Origin of the sequence: Pseudomonas sp. NS1(2017), from assembly GCF_002269425.1 — a bacterium.
GTDB lineage: Bacteria > Pseudomonadota > Gammaproteobacteria > Pseudomonadales > Pseudomonadaceae > Aquipseudomonas > Aquipseudomonas reactans.
This window is the reverse complement of record NZ_CP022960.1, coordinates 4,610,085-4,626,622: the sequence shown is the minus strand read 5'-3', so window position 1 is coordinate 4,626,622 and position 16,538 is coordinate 4,610,085. Positions and strand designations below refer to the sequence as shown.

At 61.7% G+C, this 16,538-nt stretch carries 11 protein-coding genes; 9 read left to right on the top strand and 2 right to left on the bottom strand.

What is annotated here, in order from left to right; all coding sequences use genetic code 11:
- Positions 1-5 precede the first annotated feature (5 nt).
- Positions 6-1,169 carry an L-dopachrome tautomerase-related protein gene (locus CI807_RS21695; RefSeq protein WP_095016151.1) on the bottom strand — a complete coding sequence of 388 codons (1,164 nt, stop codon included), beginning with the start codon at positions 1,167-1,169 and terminating at the stop codon, positions 6-8.
- 68 nt (positions 1,170-1,237) lie between these two features.
- Here CI807_RS21695 and CI807_RS31350 point away from each other — a divergent pair, with 68 nt between their 5' ends.
- The 9 genes from CI807_RS31350 to CI807_RS21655 all read left to right on the top strand — a co-directional run bounded on the left by CI807_RS31350 (position 1,238) and on the right by CI807_RS21655 (position 15,359).
- On the top strand, positions 1,238-1,414 hold the full coding sequence (locus CI807_RS31350; RefSeq protein WP_157742063.1) for a hypothetical protein: 177 nt from the start codon (positions 1,238-1,240) through the stop codon (positions 1,412-1,414).
- 329 nt (positions 1,415-1,743) lie between these two features.
- On the top strand, positions 1,744-4,164 hold the full coding sequence (locus tag CI807_RS21690; RefSeq protein WP_095016150.1) for a TonB-dependent siderophore receptor: 2,421 nt from the start codon (positions 1,744-1,746) through the stop codon (positions 4,162-4,164).
- A 44-nt stretch (positions 4,165-4,208) separates the two neighbouring features.
- Positions 4,209-5,819, top strand: coding sequence for an ABC transporter substrate-binding protein (locus CI807_RS21685; protein WP_177409640.1), 1,611 nt, complete (start codon positions 4,209-4,211; stop codon positions 5,817-5,819).
- Positions 5,816-6,766, top strand: a complete 951-nt coding sequence (locus tag CI807_RS21680) for an ABC transporter permease (RefSeq protein ID WP_033901150.1) — start codon at positions 5,816-5,818, stop codon at positions 6,764-6,766. The genes CI807_RS21685 and CI807_RS21680 overlap by 4 nt, the downstream gene beginning before the upstream one ends.
- A gap of 3 nt (positions 6,767-6,769) precedes the next feature.
- On the top strand, positions 6,770-7,669 hold the full coding sequence (locus tag CI807_RS21675) for an ABC transporter permease (RefSeq protein WP_095016148.1): 900 nt from the start codon (positions 6,770-6,772) through the stop codon (positions 7,667-7,669).
- Positions 7,666-9,279: an ABC transporter ATP-binding protein gene (locus CI807_RS21670; RefSeq protein WP_095016147.1), complete on the top strand. Its 1,614-nt coding sequence runs from the start codon at positions 7,666-7,668 to the stop codon at positions 9,277-9,279. The genes CI807_RS21675 and CI807_RS21670 overlap by 4 nt, the downstream gene beginning before the upstream one ends.
- Before the next feature lie 231 nt (positions 9,280-9,510).
- A complete protein-coding gene (gene mexE, locus CI807_RS21665) occupies positions 9,511-10,752 on the top strand; it encodes a multidrug efflux RND transporter periplasmic adaptor subunit MexE (RefSeq protein ID WP_095017596.1) in 1,242 nt (413 codons plus the stop codon).
- Positions 10,753-10,767: 15 nt separating this feature from the next.
- Positions 10,768-13,947, top strand: a complete 3,180-nt coding sequence (locus CI807_RS21660; protein WP_095016146.1) for an efflux RND transporter permease subunit — start codon at positions 10,768-10,770, stop codon at positions 13,945-13,947.
- On the top strand, positions 13,944-15,359 hold the full coding sequence (locus CI807_RS21655; protein WP_095016145.1) for an efflux transporter outer membrane subunit: 1,416 nt from the start codon (positions 13,944-13,946) through the stop codon (positions 15,357-15,359). Before CI807_RS21660 ends, CI807_RS21655 begins: the two co-directional genes overlap by 4 nt.
- A gap of 86 nt (positions 15,360-15,445) precedes the next feature.
- Here the strand turns inward: CI807_RS21655 and CI807_RS21650 are convergent, their stop codons facing one another.
- The gene (locus CI807_RS21650; protein ID WP_095016144.1) at positions 15,446-16,462 is read right to left on the bottom strand and encodes an AraC family transcriptional regulator; all 1,017 of its coding nucleotides are present in this window, start codon (positions 16,460-16,462) and stop codon (positions 15,446-15,448) included.
- Between the last annotated feature and the right edge of the window lie 76 nt (positions 16,463-16,538).

Below are 16,538 nucleotides of genomic sequence, written 5' to 3'. Positions count from 1 at the left end.
CGCGCTCAATACGTCGGCGCGGGTGCGGCATCAATCTTCACACGCAGCAGGCTGTAGGGCTTCTGCCGCAAGTCCTTGCCTGCATGAAAAATCGCCTGGCGATGCAACTGGTTGGCCATGAAGTACAGGTAGCCGTCCGGGCCGATCGAGAATGTGTCGGGCCAGAGCACCCGTGGGTCATGCACGAGGGTTTGCCACTCTCCATCCGCAAGGCGCTTGCGCACGCTGTTGTTTTCGTAATCGCCAGCATAAAGCGCCCCTGATGCATCGGCCTCCAGCCCATCGGAGGCGCCTTTTTCTTCGCCAAGGTCCTTGACCGCTTCGGCGAGTTGCGCCTCTGTGATCGACGCATCACGCAGCAGTGCGGTGGGCACCGAATACAGGTGCCGGCTCGACAGTGGGCAGAAATACAAGGTCTGGCCATCCGCCGACAGGGCGATGCCATCGGACGCCACGGCAAAGGGTTGTGAGCTGCCGTCGGCTTTACGGATTTTGAGGATTTCGCCCTCGACCTTGGGCACGAAAGCCGTATCGACTGAGGTCGACGCCGCCCCGCTGAGCCGGCGCAACGCCGTGCCGCTGGCAATGTCCATGACGATGATCGCGCCTGGTCCACTGAGGGACGAGTCCGTGAGGTAGATCACGCCTTCGTCGCCCACACGAAAATCAAAGCGCATGTCGTTGACGTAGGTGCTGGGCAGCATGACGTTTTCTGGGAAGACCAGCGTCTTCACCACCTTATTGGTAGCCAGGTCAACCGCGACCAGCTTCGCGCCACCGGGCTGCGGCGCCGAGAACCCAGGGGCTGCGGTATCGAGAATCCAGAGCCGTCCGCGTCCGTCGGCCACCACGCTTTGAACGCTGATAAAACCTTTGGCTGGATCCTTGGGGTTGGCCTGGTTTATCGCCAGGTCAGGGTAAGGCACCACTTTGCCATTACGCAGTTCTGCAACGGTAAAAGGGACATTGTCGCCCCAGCGCGGAAAGTTGACAAAGAGGCGGCCTTTCTCAGTGACCGTCACGCCGGTGGGCATGGCGTCATGGAAGGCGAATACCGGCTCGATGACGCCCTGGTGCTGTTCACTGGGCATAGCGGCATGGGCGATCTGGCTACCGAGGGCAGCCGTTGTCGCGAGGAAAAAACAGGCGAGTGGACTTTTTACGTGCATGGCGGTGCTCCAAGCCCTGATGGTCAGGCCAGCGGGCTTCGATTGGACAGGATGGACGGAGTTACCCAGTGACTGTCGAAAACAGTTTCATCGAATTGAAGATAATGCGATCAGAATCGCTTGAGTTGTTCTGGGCCTTGACCACTGAACTGGGAGGACAAATCGACGGGCCTCAAGTGGAGGCTCCACAGCTTGAAAAGTACGGCGTCGGCGCGCTTGGCAAACGTGATAAGCGTAGTGAGTGACATGATAGATATCCGCTGCTGGGGTTGGAAGTGTGACCAGCGTAGCGAAGTGCGTACCGCGATAGCAGCCTGTGAAAACGGATACACTTTCAATACTAAATTGAAAATAACCAGAGACACCCCGCTCTGTCTAATTTGTCAGGAGTGGCAGCGAGAGCCTCGCACTAAATAAAAATATGTGATGTTACGCACCATAATAATGCCTATTTATAATAATTAGCTTATTCCAAAAAAGACTTTCACTCAGGTTTTTTATAGGATTATCTTCGCTCCACAGACCGACCCCATACCTGGCGGAGGACGTATTCCCTAGCCCCCAGGTTGCCTAAATGCCAGACATCGCACTCCCCACCTCCCTTAACAAATTTCACCTGTCACTCTTGGCCAGCTCCGTGCTGATGGCAGCGGCGCCCGCCTTCGCCGAAGACGCCAAGCTCGACACCGTGACCGTGATCTCCACCGGCCTGCGCGGCCAGGAGCGCACCGTCGCCAACAGCCCGGCGCCCATCGATGTGATCAACAGCGACCAATTGCTCAAGACCGGTCGCGCCGAGCTGTCCGAGGCAATTGCCAAGCTGCTGCCATCGTTCAACTTCGGCACCAACATCGCCGGCTACAACTCAGTGACACGTCCCCTGAGCAACCGCAGCCTCGGCCCGGCCTACACGCTGGTGCTGGTCAACGGCAAGCGGCGCCACAACGGCGCGACGGGACAGCGCGGCTCGATCGACAACAGTGGCGCGAATGCGGTGGACATCGACCTGATCCCGGTCAGCGCGGTGGACCATATCGAAGTGCTCAAAGACAGCGCTGCCGCACAATACGGCTCCGACGCGGTGGCGGGCGTGATCAACATCATCCTCAAGAACACCAAGAGTGGCGGCCACCTGGAAACCAGTTACGGCCAGCTGTATTCCGGCCAGGGCGAGACCATCAAGGTCGCAGGGGACCAGGGTTTCGAACTGGGCCAGGGCGGCTTCTTCCACTTCTCGGCCGACGCGCGCAAACGCGGCAGTGCTTCCTGGAACGACAAAGCCGACCGCAGCGTGCGGGCGTTCAGTGACCCGGTCAAGGAAGCCGCCTGGGACCGGGTGGCAATCAAGAACGGCGACCCGGACCTCAAGGCCTTCAACCTGGCCTACAACGCCGAACTGCCGTTGGAAGACCTGACGCTGTATTCGTTCTCCACCTACGGCGAACGCGATGCCGAGGCCGCCAACTACTTTCGCCTGCCCACCGGCACGGCCGCAGTGCCCGAGGTTTTTCCGGACGGTTACTTCCCGCTCAACAACATCAAGGACCGCGACTACCAACTGCTGTTCGGCAGCAAGGGATTGGTGGCCGACTGGAACTGGGACCTCAGCACCACTTACGGACGCAATAACGTGCACCACTCCAGCGACCTCAATATCAACCCGTCGCTGGGCACGGCGTCCCCCACCAAGTTCGACAACCTGGCGACCTTCCGCTTCGAGCAATGGGTCAACAACCTGGATTTCACCCGCCGCTACGACAGCTTGTTCAACCTGACGCCGCCAGTGCAGGTGTCGGCGGGCCTGGAGCATCGTTGGGAGCATTTCAGTACCTTCGCCGGCGACCGCGAGGCCTATATCACCGGCACCTACCCCGCCGCTTCCGGCGCGCAGGCCGCAGTAACGATTCGCCCTGAAGACGAAGTGAGCCTGATCCGCAATAACTACGCAGGCTACCTGGACCTGGGTTTCGACCTGACCGACCGTTGGTTTCTCGACGTCGCTGGCCGCGTCGAACATTACGACGATGACTCGGGCAACACCTTCGGCCTGAAACTGAACTCACGTTATGAATTGACCGACACCGTGGCCGTGCGCGGCACCGTGGGCACCGGTTTCCGTGCACCGTCCCTGACCCAGATCGGCTACACCGTGGCCGATAACCGTGTGGCCATCGATGCGAACGGCAACGTGGTGCCAGCGGTCACCCGACTGACGCCGTCCGGCAGCAACCTGGCCAAGGCCCTCGGTGGTGATGACCTCAAGCCGGAGAAATCGCGCAACCTGGGGCTGGGCCTGACCTGGCAGCCGGCGCCACGCACCAGCATCACCGCCGATGCCTACCTGATCGACATCGACGACCGCATCGCCCTGACCAGCAATATCTATGACCGTGGCAACGGCGCGATCAACGCCATCCTCGCCGCCCAGGGCGTGCCCACCGGCACCTGGGTCAACTACTACACCAACGCGTTCGACACCCGCACCAAGGGCCTGGACGTGGTCGCCGACCACACCACGCCACTGGACGCCTGGGGCGATGTGCGCTGGAGCCTGGGATTCAACTGGAACAAGACCACCATCGAAGGCACCCGTGACACACCCAATGCGCTGGCCGGTTCAGGCGTGACCCTGGTGGGCCGCGACCGTGAAGGCGACCTGACCGACGCGTCACCCAAGACCAAATGGATCCTGGGCGCCAACTGGAAGGTCGAGGATTTGGCGGTCAACCTGCAAACCGCCCGTTATGGCGCGGTCAAGACACTGGCGGTCAACCCGAGCGGCGACCGCAGCTTCGGCGCCAAGTGGATCACCGATCTGGACATCAGCTACACCTTCGTCGACAGCCTCACCGTCAGCATCGGCGGCACCAACATCTTCGACGTGCGCCCCGACAAACACGCGGTGTACAGCAACCTCGGCCTGGCCGCCTACGGCAACCCGCCGTTCTACCCCGGCGGCGGCTACTGGTACACCAAGCTCGCCTATGACTTCTGATCCAAACGCCACCTGAGGGCACCCCATTGAATACCTCCAACTTGATGAGCCGTCTGCTGGCCCCCTGCGCCTTGGCGCTGAGCCTCGCCGCCTGCTCGCCCGGGACTGACACCCAGGCGGGCAAGACCCTGAACATCGCGTTTTTTGGCGACAACACCACCCTGGTCAGCGTCGACCCGTTCCAGGTGTATTGGTTGGAACACCGTGTACTGCTGCGCAACGTCGCCGAGTCTTTGACCGACCAGAACCCGGAGACCGGCAAGATCATCCCCTGGCTGGCCAAACGTTGGGAGGTGAGTGACGACGCGCTGACCTATACCTTCCACCTGCGTGAGGACGTTACCTTTAGCAATGGCGAGCGCTTCGATGCCAAGGCAGTGAAAACCGCGTTCGACAGCGACAAAGCGCTGGCCACCGAGCTACCCGCCACCTTCGGCGCCACTTACCTGGCAGGTTATGACCATGCCGAAGTGGTCGATGACTTCACCGTCAAGCTGGTGCTGTCCAAGCCTAATGCGGGTTTCCTGCAGGCGACTTCCACCACCAACCTGGCGATCCTCGCGCCCGCCTCCTACGCACTGACGGTGAAAGAGCGTTCCCTGGGCAAGATCATCGGCACCGGGCCGTTCGTATTGGCCAGCTACACGCCGGAAGTCGGCGCACATTTGACCAAACGCAAGGGCTACGCCTGGGCTTCGGCCAATATGAAAAACCAGGGCGAAGCGCACCTGGACGCGGTAGACATCAGCTACATCCCCGAGGAAAGCGTACGAAACGGCCTGTTCCTGCAAGGCAAAACCGACATCCTGTGGCCACGCAACCCGTTCTCCGAAGTTGACCTGAAGCTGTTTCAGTCCAAGGGCGCGACGATCCAGAGCCGTTCGTTGCCGGGCCCTGCGCTCAACCTGTTCCCCAACACCCGTGGCGAGCGCCTGCTGGCTGACAAACACGTGCGCCTGGCCGTGCAAAAGTCGATTGATCGCAAGAGCTACGCCAGCACGGTGTACAACGCCGAATTTCCGGTGGTGGACGGCGTGTTTGATGTGACCACGCCGTATGTCAAAAGCCAGGCCGCCAAGCTCGGTTATGACCCGGCCGGTGCAGAACGCCTGCTGGATGAAGCTGGCTGGGCCAAGGGCGCGGATGGCTACCGGCAGAAAAACGGCAAGCGCCTGAGCCTGAGCTACAACATCAGCCCGGCCGAGACTGCCGGCGACGTGCTGATCCAGGATCAACTGCGCAAGGTCGGCATCGAGTTGAAACTCAGCGTGGTCACCCGCGCCGAATGGGTCGCCAACAACTCCGCCGGTAACTACGACCTGACCATCAACTACATGACCCGCGCCGACCCGATCATCCTGCAAACCATCCTCGATCCGCGCAGCGCCAACAGCTCAACCGTGGCCACCAACACCTATGAACCTGCGGTACTGGATAAAGCCAAGGCGTTGTTTGATGCCGGTATCACCGCCACCCAGAGCCCACAGCGCGCAGCCGCCTACGGCGACCTGCAAGACCTGTTGATTGATGAGAGTTCGGCATTCCCGATCTACGAGCGCGTGTGGCAGGCGGCAACCTCGCCCAAGGTGAAAAACTTCCGCTGGACCGCCGAGGGTTTTGCGCTGTTGGGTGATATCGAGATCGGTACGCCATGAGCCGCTACCTGATCGGTCGGGTGGGCCAGGCACTGCTGGTGTTGTGGGGTGCCTACAGCATCACGTACTTCATCCTTTATTTGTTGCCGGGCGACACGCTGTCATTGATGCTCAGCGCCTCAGGCATGGAGGCTGACGCGCTGTCGGTGGAAGACCTGGCAAAGGCGCGGGCCTATTACGGGTTGGACAAGGGCGTGTTCGAGCAGTATTTCGACCTACTGTGGGGCGCCGTTCGAGGTGACTTCGGGCAGTCGCTATCGCTTAACCGCCCGGTCGCCGAGCTGCTGGTTGAACGGCTGCCGCAAACCTTGTCCCTGGCGGGCCTGGCTATCGTCCTGTCGTTGCTGGGCGGCATTGGCCTGGCTTACCTGACCGCCTATATCCGCTGGCAACCGTTGAAGAAAGCGTTGACGCGCTTGCCGTCCCTGGGCTTTTCGGTGCCGGTGTTCTGGATGGGGCTATTGCTGATCCAGGTGTTTGCCTTTGGCTTGGGTTGGTTTCCCGCCACCGGCAGCCGGGGCTTCGAAAGCCTGGTACTGCCGGCCGTGACCCTGGCCATTCCCAGTGCAGCGGTTTACGCCCAGGTATTGCAACGCAGTTTTCAGGGTGTCTGGAAAGAGTCCTACATCACCACCGCCTACGCCAAAGGCCTCAGCCGGGGTCAGGTGCAGGCGCGCCATGGGTTCAAGAACGCCGCGCTGCCGATCCTGACCCTGATCGGCTTGCAGGTCGGCAATACGGTGTCCGGCGCGGTGCTGGTGGAGACCATTTTTGCGCGATCCGGCATTGGCCGGCTGGCCCAGGAAGCCGTGTTGCGCCAGGACATCCCGGTGGTACTGGCCATCGTCGCGGTGTCGGCTGCGGCCTTTGTACTGGTGAACCTGCTGGTCGATCTGCTTTACCCCTGGTTCGACCCGCGCATCTCCCACACGCCAAAGGTGTCCTAGACCATGACCATCCTTGAGCAGAACCTGCGCGGCACAGCCATTCCGGCCAGCCAACCGCTGTGGCGTCGCCGCAGCCGATGGCAACGCGCGACAACGGTGTTGTTGCCCTTGCTGCGACGCCCTGGTTTCAGCCTGGCACTGTTGCTGGTGCTGTTCGCACTGGTCTCAGCCGTGGCGCCACACCTACTGACAAGCTTTGACCCTTACGCCACCTCGCCCGTCGACAAGCTGCGGGCGCCAGGCCTCACCCACTGGTTTGGCACCGATGAACTGGGCCGCGACCTGTTTACCCGGGTGGTCTACGGTTCGAGCCTGTCGATGCTGGCCGCTTCGCTGGCCGTCGGCATCGCCCTGCTCGGCGGCTTGGGGCTGGGCATTCTGTCGGGCTTTGCCGGCGGGCGTATCGATTCGGTGATCATGCGCTTCGTCGATGTCCTGCTGGCCTTGCCCGGCGTGCTGCTGGCCCTGGCGATTGTCACGGCGATCGGCTTCGGCACCGTACCGGTGGCCATCGCGGTGGGCGTCGGGATCATTCCGGGGTTCGCCCGCACCACCCGCGCCGAGGTGTTGCGGGTCAAGACGTTGCCCTATGTGGAAGCCGCGCGCCTGGGCGGTGCAAGTTGGGGGCGTACGTTGCTGCGCCACATCCTGCCCAATGCCTGGGGCCCGGTGGCAGTGTTGGCGACGCTCGACTTTGGCGCTGCGATCCTGGCGACTGCGGGGCTGAGCTTCCTCGGTTTTTGCGCGGTGCCCCCTGCCGCCGAATGGGGCACGCTGATTGCCAATGGCCGACACTTCCTGATCACCGCCCCGTGGGTGTCCCTGCTACCAGGCCTGTTCCTGGTGGCCGTGGTGTTCAGTCTCAACCATATCGCCCGCACCTTCGAGGAAACCCAGCGATGAATGCTTTAGTGGATATTCGCCAACTCAGTGTCCGCTATCGGCACGGCAATACGGCGGTCAATCGCCTGTCCTTGCGCATCGCCCAGGGCGAGACCGTGGCGATTGTCGGCGAGTCCGGCTCGGGTAAATCGACCCTGGCCAACGCTATCCTGGGGCTATTGCCGGACAGCGCGCAGATCACCGCCGGCCAACTGTGGGTAGACGGCCAGGACCTGACCCACGCCAGTGAACGCCAAAAGCGCGCCTTGCGCGGCCGCACCCTCGGCCTGGTGCCCCAGGACCCGATGGTCAGCCTCAACCCCACATTGCGCGTGGGCCAGCAGATCGCCGAGGCGCTGATTCTGGCCAAGGGCAAACGCTACCCCGCTGTGGATGCAGACATTGTCGAGCTGCTGCAACAGGTCGGCATCGACAAGCCCGTGCTGCGCGCCCGCCAGTATCCCCATGAATTGTCCGGTGGCATGCGCCAACGCGTGCTGATCGCCATTGCCCTGGCCGGCAACCCGCGCCTGATCATCGCCGACGAGCCCACCAGCGCCCTCGACGTCACCGTGCAGCGCAAGATCCTCGACCACCTGCAACGCCTGGTCAGCGAGCGCGGGATTTCGCTGTTGATCATCACCCACGACCTGGGCGTGGCCACCGACCGCGCCGACCGCATCCTGGTGATGCAACAAGGCGAGTTGGTCGAGCAAGGGCCGCCGGGGCAGATCCTCAATGCACCGCAACATGACTACACCCGAGCGCTGATTGCCGCCGCCCCTGCTTTCGCCAAGCGGCGGGAACCGCTGATTCATATCGACCCGATGATAGAGCCCATCCTGAGCCTTAAAAACGTCGGCAAGACGTTCGCCTTGCCCAAGGTCAAGGGTGAAGACAACACATTCGTGGCCTTGGAAAACCTGAGCCTGGAGGTCTACCCCGGTCAGACGCTGGCCATCGTCGGCGAGTCCGGCTCGGGCAAGAGCACCGCCTTGCGCATCGCCCTGGGCCTGGAAAAACCGAGCACGGGCCAGGTCTGGTTTGAACAGCAGGACGTCACGCACCTGAGCTGGCGCGACTTCCGCCCGCTGCGCCAGCGCCTGCAACTGGTGCAACAAAACCCATTTGCCGCGCTGGACCCGCGTTTCACGGTGTTCGACAGCATCATTGAGCCGCTGGTGTCGTTCGGCTTGCTCAAGGGGCCAGCGCTGGAACAGGCCGCGCGGGAATTGATCAGTCGCGTGCACTTGCCCGTGAGCTTCCTGGACCGCCTGCCACGCGAATTGTCCGGCGGCCAATGCCAACGCGTCGCCATTGCCCGGGCCCTGGCGTTGAAGCCGGACCTGTTGTTGCTGGACGAGCCGGTCAGCGCGCTCGATGTATCGGTGCAAGCGCACATTCTTGACCTGCTGGAAGAGTTGCAACGGGAGATGGGCATTGCCTATGTGCTGGTGTCCCATGACCTGTCGGTGGTGGCCAACTTTGCCCATGAGGTGCTGGTGTTGCGCAATGGCAAGGTAGTCGAACAAGGCAGCGTGGAGCAGATCTTCAACCACCCCGCCAGCGAATACAGCCGTGAACTGATTGCTGCAATCCCTGGCCGACACGTCGCCACAAGGGCGGCATAATCAAGACGCGCTCGCGAGAACACCGGCGAGCGCGCGAGTTCCTTGCGGCCCTTGCAACAATCCTTTGTCATCACGCCTATTGATAGCCCCCTAACGAAACCCCCATGCTAGAGGGCTAATCTCGCGCTTATATCATTCCGAATGATAGTTACCTTTGCTTCATTCGATTCGTGACATAGCACATCGCCGCGCATGATCCGCCCATCTCAAATACATTGGCGGATGCACCTCATGGAACAGTCACTCAAACATTTGCGCTTCCCCCTGGCGATTTTGGCCGTGGTGGTGATGAGCGCGTGCGGCAAGACCCCGGACCAAGCGGCCGCCATGCCAGCTGCCAAAGTCAGCGTGGCCAAGGTGCTGGAACAACCGGTCAACGAGTGGGATGAATTCACCGGTCGCCTGGAAGCCCCGGAAACCGTGCAGATCCGTCCGCGCGTGTCCGGCCAGATTGACCAAGTCGCGTTCATCGAAGGCGCTTTGGTCAAGAAAGGCGACCTGCTGTTCCAGATCGACCCGCGTCCGTTCCAGGCGGAAGTGCGCCGCCTTGAGGCCCAGTTGCAACAAACCCGTGCCGCTGCCACACGCAGCGATAACGAAGCCCAACGCGGTGACCGCCTGCGCCAGAGCAATGCGATTTCCGCCGAACTGGCCGACTCGCGCACCACCGCTGCCCAGGAAGCCCGCGCCGCTGTCGCCGGGATCCAGGCGCAGTTGGACCTGGCCAAGCTGAACCTGAGCTTCACCCGCGTCACGTCGCCAATCAGCGGCCGTGTCAGCCGTGCCGAAATCACCGCCGGCAACCTGGTGACCGCTGACACTACCGCGCTGACCAGCGTGGTCTCCACCGATAAGGTCTACGCCTACTTCGATGCCGATGAACGCGTGTTCCTCAAGTACACCGAACTGGCTCGCCAAGGCCGTCGCGGTGCGACCACCCCGGTGTACCTGGGCCTGTCCAACGAAACCGGCAACCCGCACCTGGGCCAGATGAACTTCGTCGACAACCAGGTCAACCCGGCCACCGGCACCATCCGTGGTCGTGCCGTGTTCGACAACAGCAAGGGCGAATACACCCCTGGCTTGTACGCCCGCCTGAAGCTGGTCGGCAGCGGCACCTACTCCGCCGTATTGATCAACGACGAAGCCGTCGGCACCGACCTCGGCAAGAAGTTCGTGCTGGTGATGGAAGGCGACAAGCCGGCGTATCGCTCGGTAGAACTGGGGCCGAAAATTGAAGGTTTGCGCATCGTGCGCAGCGGCCTCAATAAAGAAGACACCATCATCGTCAAGGGCCTGCAACGCGTGCGCCCAGGATCGCCGGTCGCCCCGGAAACCATTCCGATGGCCAGCAAGGAAACCCTCGCCGCCTTGGCCCAACAACGACAAGCGCTTGAAGCCAGCAACCTGGAACAAGTAACGCCGGATAAAGCCGCGCCAAAACTTGCCAGCGCTGCGACTCCACGCGGTTAAGGGATACGACTCAAGATGAATTTTTCCAAGTTCTTCATTTCGCGGCCGATCTTCGCAGCGGTGCTTTCGCTGCTGATCCTGATCGCCGGCGCGATCTCGCTGTTCCAATTGCCGATCAGCGAATACCCGGAAGTGGTGCCGCCGACCGTAGTGGTACGTGCCAACTTCCCGGGCGCCAACCCTAAAGTCATCGGTGAAACCGTGGCCGCTCCGTTGGAGCAGGCGATCACCGGCGTCGAGAACATGCTGTACATGTCCTCGCAGTCGACCGCCGACGGCAAGCTGACCCTGACTATCACCTTCGCCCTGGGCACCGACCTGGACAACGCGCAGGTGCAAGTGCAAAACCGCGTGACCCGGACTCAGCCGAAACTGCCTGAGGAAGTGACGCGCATCGGTATCACCGTGGACAAGGCCTCCCCCGACCTGACCATGGTGGTGCACTTGACCTCCCCGGATCAGCGCTACGACATGCTCTACCTGTCCAACTACGCCTTGCTCAACGTGAAGGATGAGCTCGCGCGTCTGGGCGGTGTGGGTGACGTGCAACTGTTCGGCATGGGCGACTACTCGCTGCGTGTATGGCTGGACCCGAACAAGACCGCTTCGCGCAACCTGACGGGCACTGACGTGGTGACGGCAATCCGTGAGCAGAACCGTCAAGTCGCTGCCGGCGCGCTGGGTGCGCAACCTGCACCGAGCGCCACCGCGTTCCAGTTGTCGGTGAACACCCAAGGTCGCCTGGTGACCGAGGAAGAGTTCGAGAACATCATCATCCGCTCCGGCGAAAACGGTGAAATCACCCGCCTGAGAGACATTGCACGCGTGGAACTGGGCTCCAACCAGTACGCCCTGCGTTCGCTGCTCAACAATCAGCCAGCCGTGGCGATCCCGATCTTCCAGCGTCCAGGTTCCAACGCGATTCAGATCTCCAACGAAGTACGCGACAAGATGGAAGAGCTGAAAAAGGACTTCCCGCAAGGGATGGACTACAGCATCGTCTATGACCCGACCATCTTCGTGCGCGGCTCCATCGAAGCGGTGGTGCATACCCTGTTCGAAGCGCTGATCCTGGTGGTGTTGGTGGTGATCCTGTTCCTGCAAACCTGGCGCGCCTCGATCATTCCGTTGGTGGCGGTGCCGGTATCCTTGATCGGTACGTTTGCGGTAATGCACCTGTTTGGCTTCTCGCTCAATGCGCTGTCCTTGTTCGGCCTGGTATTGGCGATCGGTATCGTGGTGGACGACGCCATCGTGGTGGTGGAGAACGTCGAGCGGAACATCGAACTTGGGCTTGAGCCGTTCCCGGCCACTGAAAAAGCCATGAGCGAAGTGACCGGCCCGATCATCGCCACGGCGTTGGTGTTGTGTGCGGTGTTCGTACCTGCGGCCTTCATCAGCGGCTTGACCGGGCAGTTCTATAAGCAGTTCGCCTTGACCATTGCGATCTCGACGGTGATCTCGGCCTTCAACTCGCTGACTTTGTCCCCTGCCCTGGCTGCCGTCTTGCTCAAGAGCCACAACGCGCCGAAGGATGGTTTCTCCAAGTTCCTCGACAAGTTGCTGGGCGGCTGGTTGTTCAAACCGTTCAACCGCTTCTTCGACAAGGCCAGCCATGGCTATGTCGGCACCGTTCGCCGCGTGATCCGTGGCAGTGGTATCGCGCTGTTCCTGTACGCCGGCCTGATGGTCCTGACCTGGCTGGGCTTTGCCCACACGCCGACCGGTTTCGTACCGGCCCAGGACAAGCAATACCTGGTGGCCTTCGCCCAATTGCCGGACGCCGCGAGCCTGGACCGCACCGAAGACGTGATCAAGCGCATGTCCGACATCGCGCTGAAACAGCCGGGCGTGGAAAGCGCTGTTGCCTTCCCAGGCCTGTCGATCAACGGCTTCACCAACAGCCCGAACAGCGGCATCGTGTTCGTGACCCTGAAACCGTTCGACGAGCGTAAAGACCCGAGCATGTCTGCCGGTGCGATTGCCGGTGCACTGAACGGCAAGTACAGCAGCATCCAGGAAGCCTACATGGCGATCTTCCCGCCGCCGCCGGTACAGGGCCTGGGTACGATTGGTGGTTTCCGCCTACAGATCGAAGACCGGGGCAACCTGGGTTACGACGAGCTGTACAAAGAAGTGCAGAACGTCATCACCAAGAGCCACAACGTGCCGGAACTGTTCGGCCTGTTCACCAGCTACACGGTCAACGTGCCCCAGGTCGATGCCGCCATCGACCGTGAAAAGGCCAAGACCCATGGCGTGGCGATCAGCGACATCTTCGACACCCTGCAGATCTACCTAGGCTCGTTGTATGCCAACGACTTCAACCGCTTTGGCCGGACCTACCAGGTCAACGTGCAGGCTGAGCAGCAGTTCCGCCTGGACGAAGACCAGATCGGCCAGCTGAAAGTGCGCAACAACAAAGGCGAGATGATCCCGCTGGCGACCTTCATCAAGGTCAGCGACACCTCGGGTCCGGACCGCGTGATGCACTACAACGGCTTCATCACCGCAGAAATCAACGGCAACGCTGCACCGGGCTACAGCTCGGGCCAGGCAGAAGCTGCGATCGAGAAACTGCTGAAAGAAGAACTGCCCAACGGCATGACCTACGAGTGGACCGACCTGACTTATCAGCAAATCCTCTCGGGCAACACCGCACTGTTCGTGTTTCCGCTCTGCGTGCTGCTGGCGTTCCTGGTACTGGCCGCCCAATACGAAAGCTGGAGCCTGCCATTGGCGGTGATCCTGATCGTACCGATGACGCTGCTGTCGGCCATTACCGGGGTGATCATCTCGGGCGGCGACAACAATATCTTTACCCAGATCGGCTTGATCGTACTGGTGGGCCTGGCCTGTAAGAACGCGATTCTGATCGTCGAGTTCGCCAAGGACAAACAGGCAGAAGGCCTCGACCCGCTCGCTGCGGTACTGGAAGCCTGCCGTCTGCGTCTGCGGCCGATCCTGATGACCTCGTTCGCCTTCATCATGGGTGTGGTGCCACTGGTGTTGTCCAGCGGTGCGGGTGCCGAGATGCGTCATGCCATGGGTGTGGCGGTGTTCTCCGGGATGATCGGTGTGACCTTCTTCGGTCTGTTGCTGACGCCAGTGTTCTACGTACTGATCCGTCGCTATGTGGAGCGCCAAGAGGCACGCAAAGCGGCCAAGGCCTTGAAGCTGGAGACACAGCAATGAGTGTGAAAGTATTCCTGCCGAGCTTGCTGGTACTGGCGCTGAGCGCCTGTGCCGTAGGCCCGGACTACAAAGCCCAGACCCCGGAGGCGGCTAACATCACGGCCGCTGCCGATGCCAAAAAGTATGACCATGCCAAGTTCGAAGGCATCTGGTGGCAGCAGTTCGAAGACCCGACCCTCAACCAGTTGGTGACCCAATCGCTGCAGGGCAACCGTGATTTGCGCGTCGCCTTTGCCCGCCTGCGGGCGGCCCGTGCGATCCGCGATGACGCCAGCAATGACGCCATGCCGACCATCACCAGCCGGGTCAGCAGTGACCAGGGCAAAGGCCAGATCCCGGGCCAGACCACTAGCCGCGTCAAGACCGAGCGTTACGACCTCGGCCTGGACATGGCCTGGGAACTGGACCTGTTCGGCCGCATCCAGCGCAATCTGGAAGCCACCGACGCCGACCAGCAAGCCGCCGAGGCTGACTTGTACCAACTGCAAGTCACCATGATCGCCGAACTGGTGGACGCCTACGGCCAACTGCGTGGTGCGCAACTGCGTGAACGCATTGCCCTGGACAACCTGAAGAACCAGCAGGAATCGCGCACCATCACGGTCAGCCTGCGGGATGCCGGTGTGGGCGACCAACTCGACGTGGAGCGTGCCGACGCACGCCTCGCGGCAGTCGAAGCCAGCGTGCCGCAACTGCAGGCCGAACAAGTGCGCGAGCGTAACCGCATCGCCACCCTCCTCGGCCAGCGTCCGGACAAGCTGACCGTCGACCTGGGCCCGAAAGACCTGCCGGCGATTGCCAAGGCGTTGCCGATCGGTGATCCAGGGCAACTGCTGCAACGTCGCCCGGACATCCTCAGCGCTGAACGCAAACTGGCCGCTGCCACCGCGCGTATCGGCGTGGCCAAGGCCGACTTGTTCCCACGGGTCAGCCTCAGTGGCTTCCTTGGCTTCACCGCCGGGCGTGGTTCGCAGATCGGCTCGTCCGCCGCGAATGCCTGGGCCCTGGGCCCAAGCATCACCTGGGCCGCCTTCGACCTGGGCAGCGTGCGCGCCCGTTTGCGCGGCGCCGATGCCGAGGCAGATGGCGCCCTGGCAACCTACGAGCAGCAAGTGTTGTTGGCCCTGGAAGAGTCCGAAAACGCCTTCAGCGACTACGGCAAGCGCCAGCAACGTTTGGTTTCGCTGATCCGCCAAAGCGAATCCAGCCGCGCCGCCGCCGACCTGGCCGCGATCCGCTACCGCGAAGGTACTGTGGACTTCCTGGTGCTGCTGGACGCTCAACGCGAGCGCCTGGCCGCCGAAGACTCCCAGGCCCAGGCCGAAGTGGATTTGTATCGCGGCATCGTCGCGATCTACAAGGCATTGGGTGGTGGCTGGCAGCCGGACACGGTGGTCGCCAGCGCCAAGTGATGTAAAGAGCTCCTTTGGTTGGTCGCATCCAGCCAATTTTTTGCCCCGTGGTTCATTCGGTCACGGGGCTTTTTTTGGGCTCGTGATTAACCCGCTTCACCCAGGATAAGACTGCGGTAATGCCCCGGATTCGACCCGCTCCACTTACGAAATGCCTTATAAAACGAACTCGTATCAGCAAACCCCAGCCGCGCCGCAATCTCGGCAAAGCTGATCTGCGGCTCCGCCAGCCACACAATCGCCAATTCCTTACGCACACTGTCCTTGAGCCCTTGATAGGTCTGCCCTTCTTCTGCCAGGCGACGGCGCAAGGTTGAGGCCGAGATGCACAGGCTGACCGCGAGGCCTTCGGTTTCCGGCCAGGTATCGGGGGGCAACTGCCGCAGGTCGTGCTTGATGCGAGTGGCGAGGCTGTCGGGGTCGCGGTACTTGACCAGGATATTGGCCGGTGCGTGGGCCAGGAAACGCTTGAGTTCTTCCGGGGTGCGCTTGATCGGCAGGTCCAGGCAGTCGGCGGAGAAGATCATGCGCGTGCGGGGTCGGTCGAAACGCAGGTTGTCGGAGAACATCACCTGGTAGTCGTCGCAGAAGTCCGGCTTTGCGCAGCGCAGCTCAATCGCCAGGATTGGAATCCGTCGCCCAGCCAGCCAACAGGCCACGCCGTGCACAATCATCCAATAGGTAAAGTAGGTGAAGGCCCGATTGGGTTCGGTGTCGGGCTCAATCAGCACGATCTCCGCCAGGCTTTGTTGACGCACCAATTCAGCGGGCAGTCGCTCCAGCATCAGTGACAGGAACCCCAGCCCGGCCTCCAGGGCGGAGGCAAGCGTTGGCTGCGCCATTGCAGCACGGCAGAGAAATGCCAGGCTGCCGGACCTCAGCTTGCGCGGGTCCATCCCGAAGAACTCATCGTCGGTGCGCCGTGCCAGGAGGCGCCACAGCCGTGCGTAGGTGGTGGCCGAAACCCGCGCGGCAGATTCGGCCAGCCACTGCGGGTCAATCCCGGCTTTGTGCAGCACTTCGGCGCTCGTCGTCCCCGGCGCGCAGCTTTGCAGCAAAGCTTCACGCACAAGATGAATGGAGATGGTGTCTTTTTCCGACATGGGTGACCGGGTATCCAACTGCCCAAAGAATGGCACGCATCATAAGGGCGGACGCGCATTGCCACCACCGTTCAGC

Bases quoted from the DNA above. Each gene is read 5' to 3' on its own strand.
- CI807_RS21690 (WP_095016150.1), top strand. From the start codon at position 1,744: ATGCCAGACATCGCACTCCCCACCTCCCTTAACAAATTTCACCTGTCA.
- CI807_RS21660 (WP_095016146.1), top strand. From the start codon at position 10,768: ATGAATTTTTCCAAGTTCTTCATTTCGCGGCCGATCTTCGCAGCGGTG.
- CI807_RS21670 (WP_095016147.1), top strand. From the start codon at position 7,666: ATGAATGCTTTAGTGGATATTCGCCAACTCAGTGTCCGCTATCGGCAC.
- CI807_RS21650 (WP_095016144.1), bottom strand. From the start codon at position 16,462: ATGTCGGAAAAAGACACCATCTCCATTCATCTTGTGCGTGAAGCTTTG.
- CI807_RS21655 (WP_095016145.1), top strand. From the start codon at position 13,944: ATGAGTGTGAAAGTATTCCTGCCGAGCTTGCTGGTACTGGCGCTGAGC.
- CI807_RS21680 (WP_033901150.1), top strand. From the start codon at position 5,816: ATGAGCCGCTACCTGATCGGTCGGGTGGGCCAGGCACTGCTGGTGTTG.
- mexE (WP_095017596.1), top strand. From the start codon at position 9,511: ATGGAACAGTCACTCAAACATTTGCGCTTCCCCCTGGCGATTTTGGCC.
- CI807_RS21685 (WP_177409640.1), top strand. From the start codon at position 4,209: ATGAGCCGTCTGCTGGCCCCCTGCGCCTTGGCGCTGAGCCTCGCCGCC.
- CI807_RS21695 (WP_095016151.1), bottom strand. From the start codon at position 1,169: ATGCACGTAAAAAGTCCACTCGCCTGTTTTTTCCTCGCGACAACGGCT.
- CI807_RS21675 (WP_095016148.1), top strand. From the start codon at position 6,770: ATGACCATCCTTGAGCAGAACCTGCGCGGCACAGCCATTCCGGCCAGC.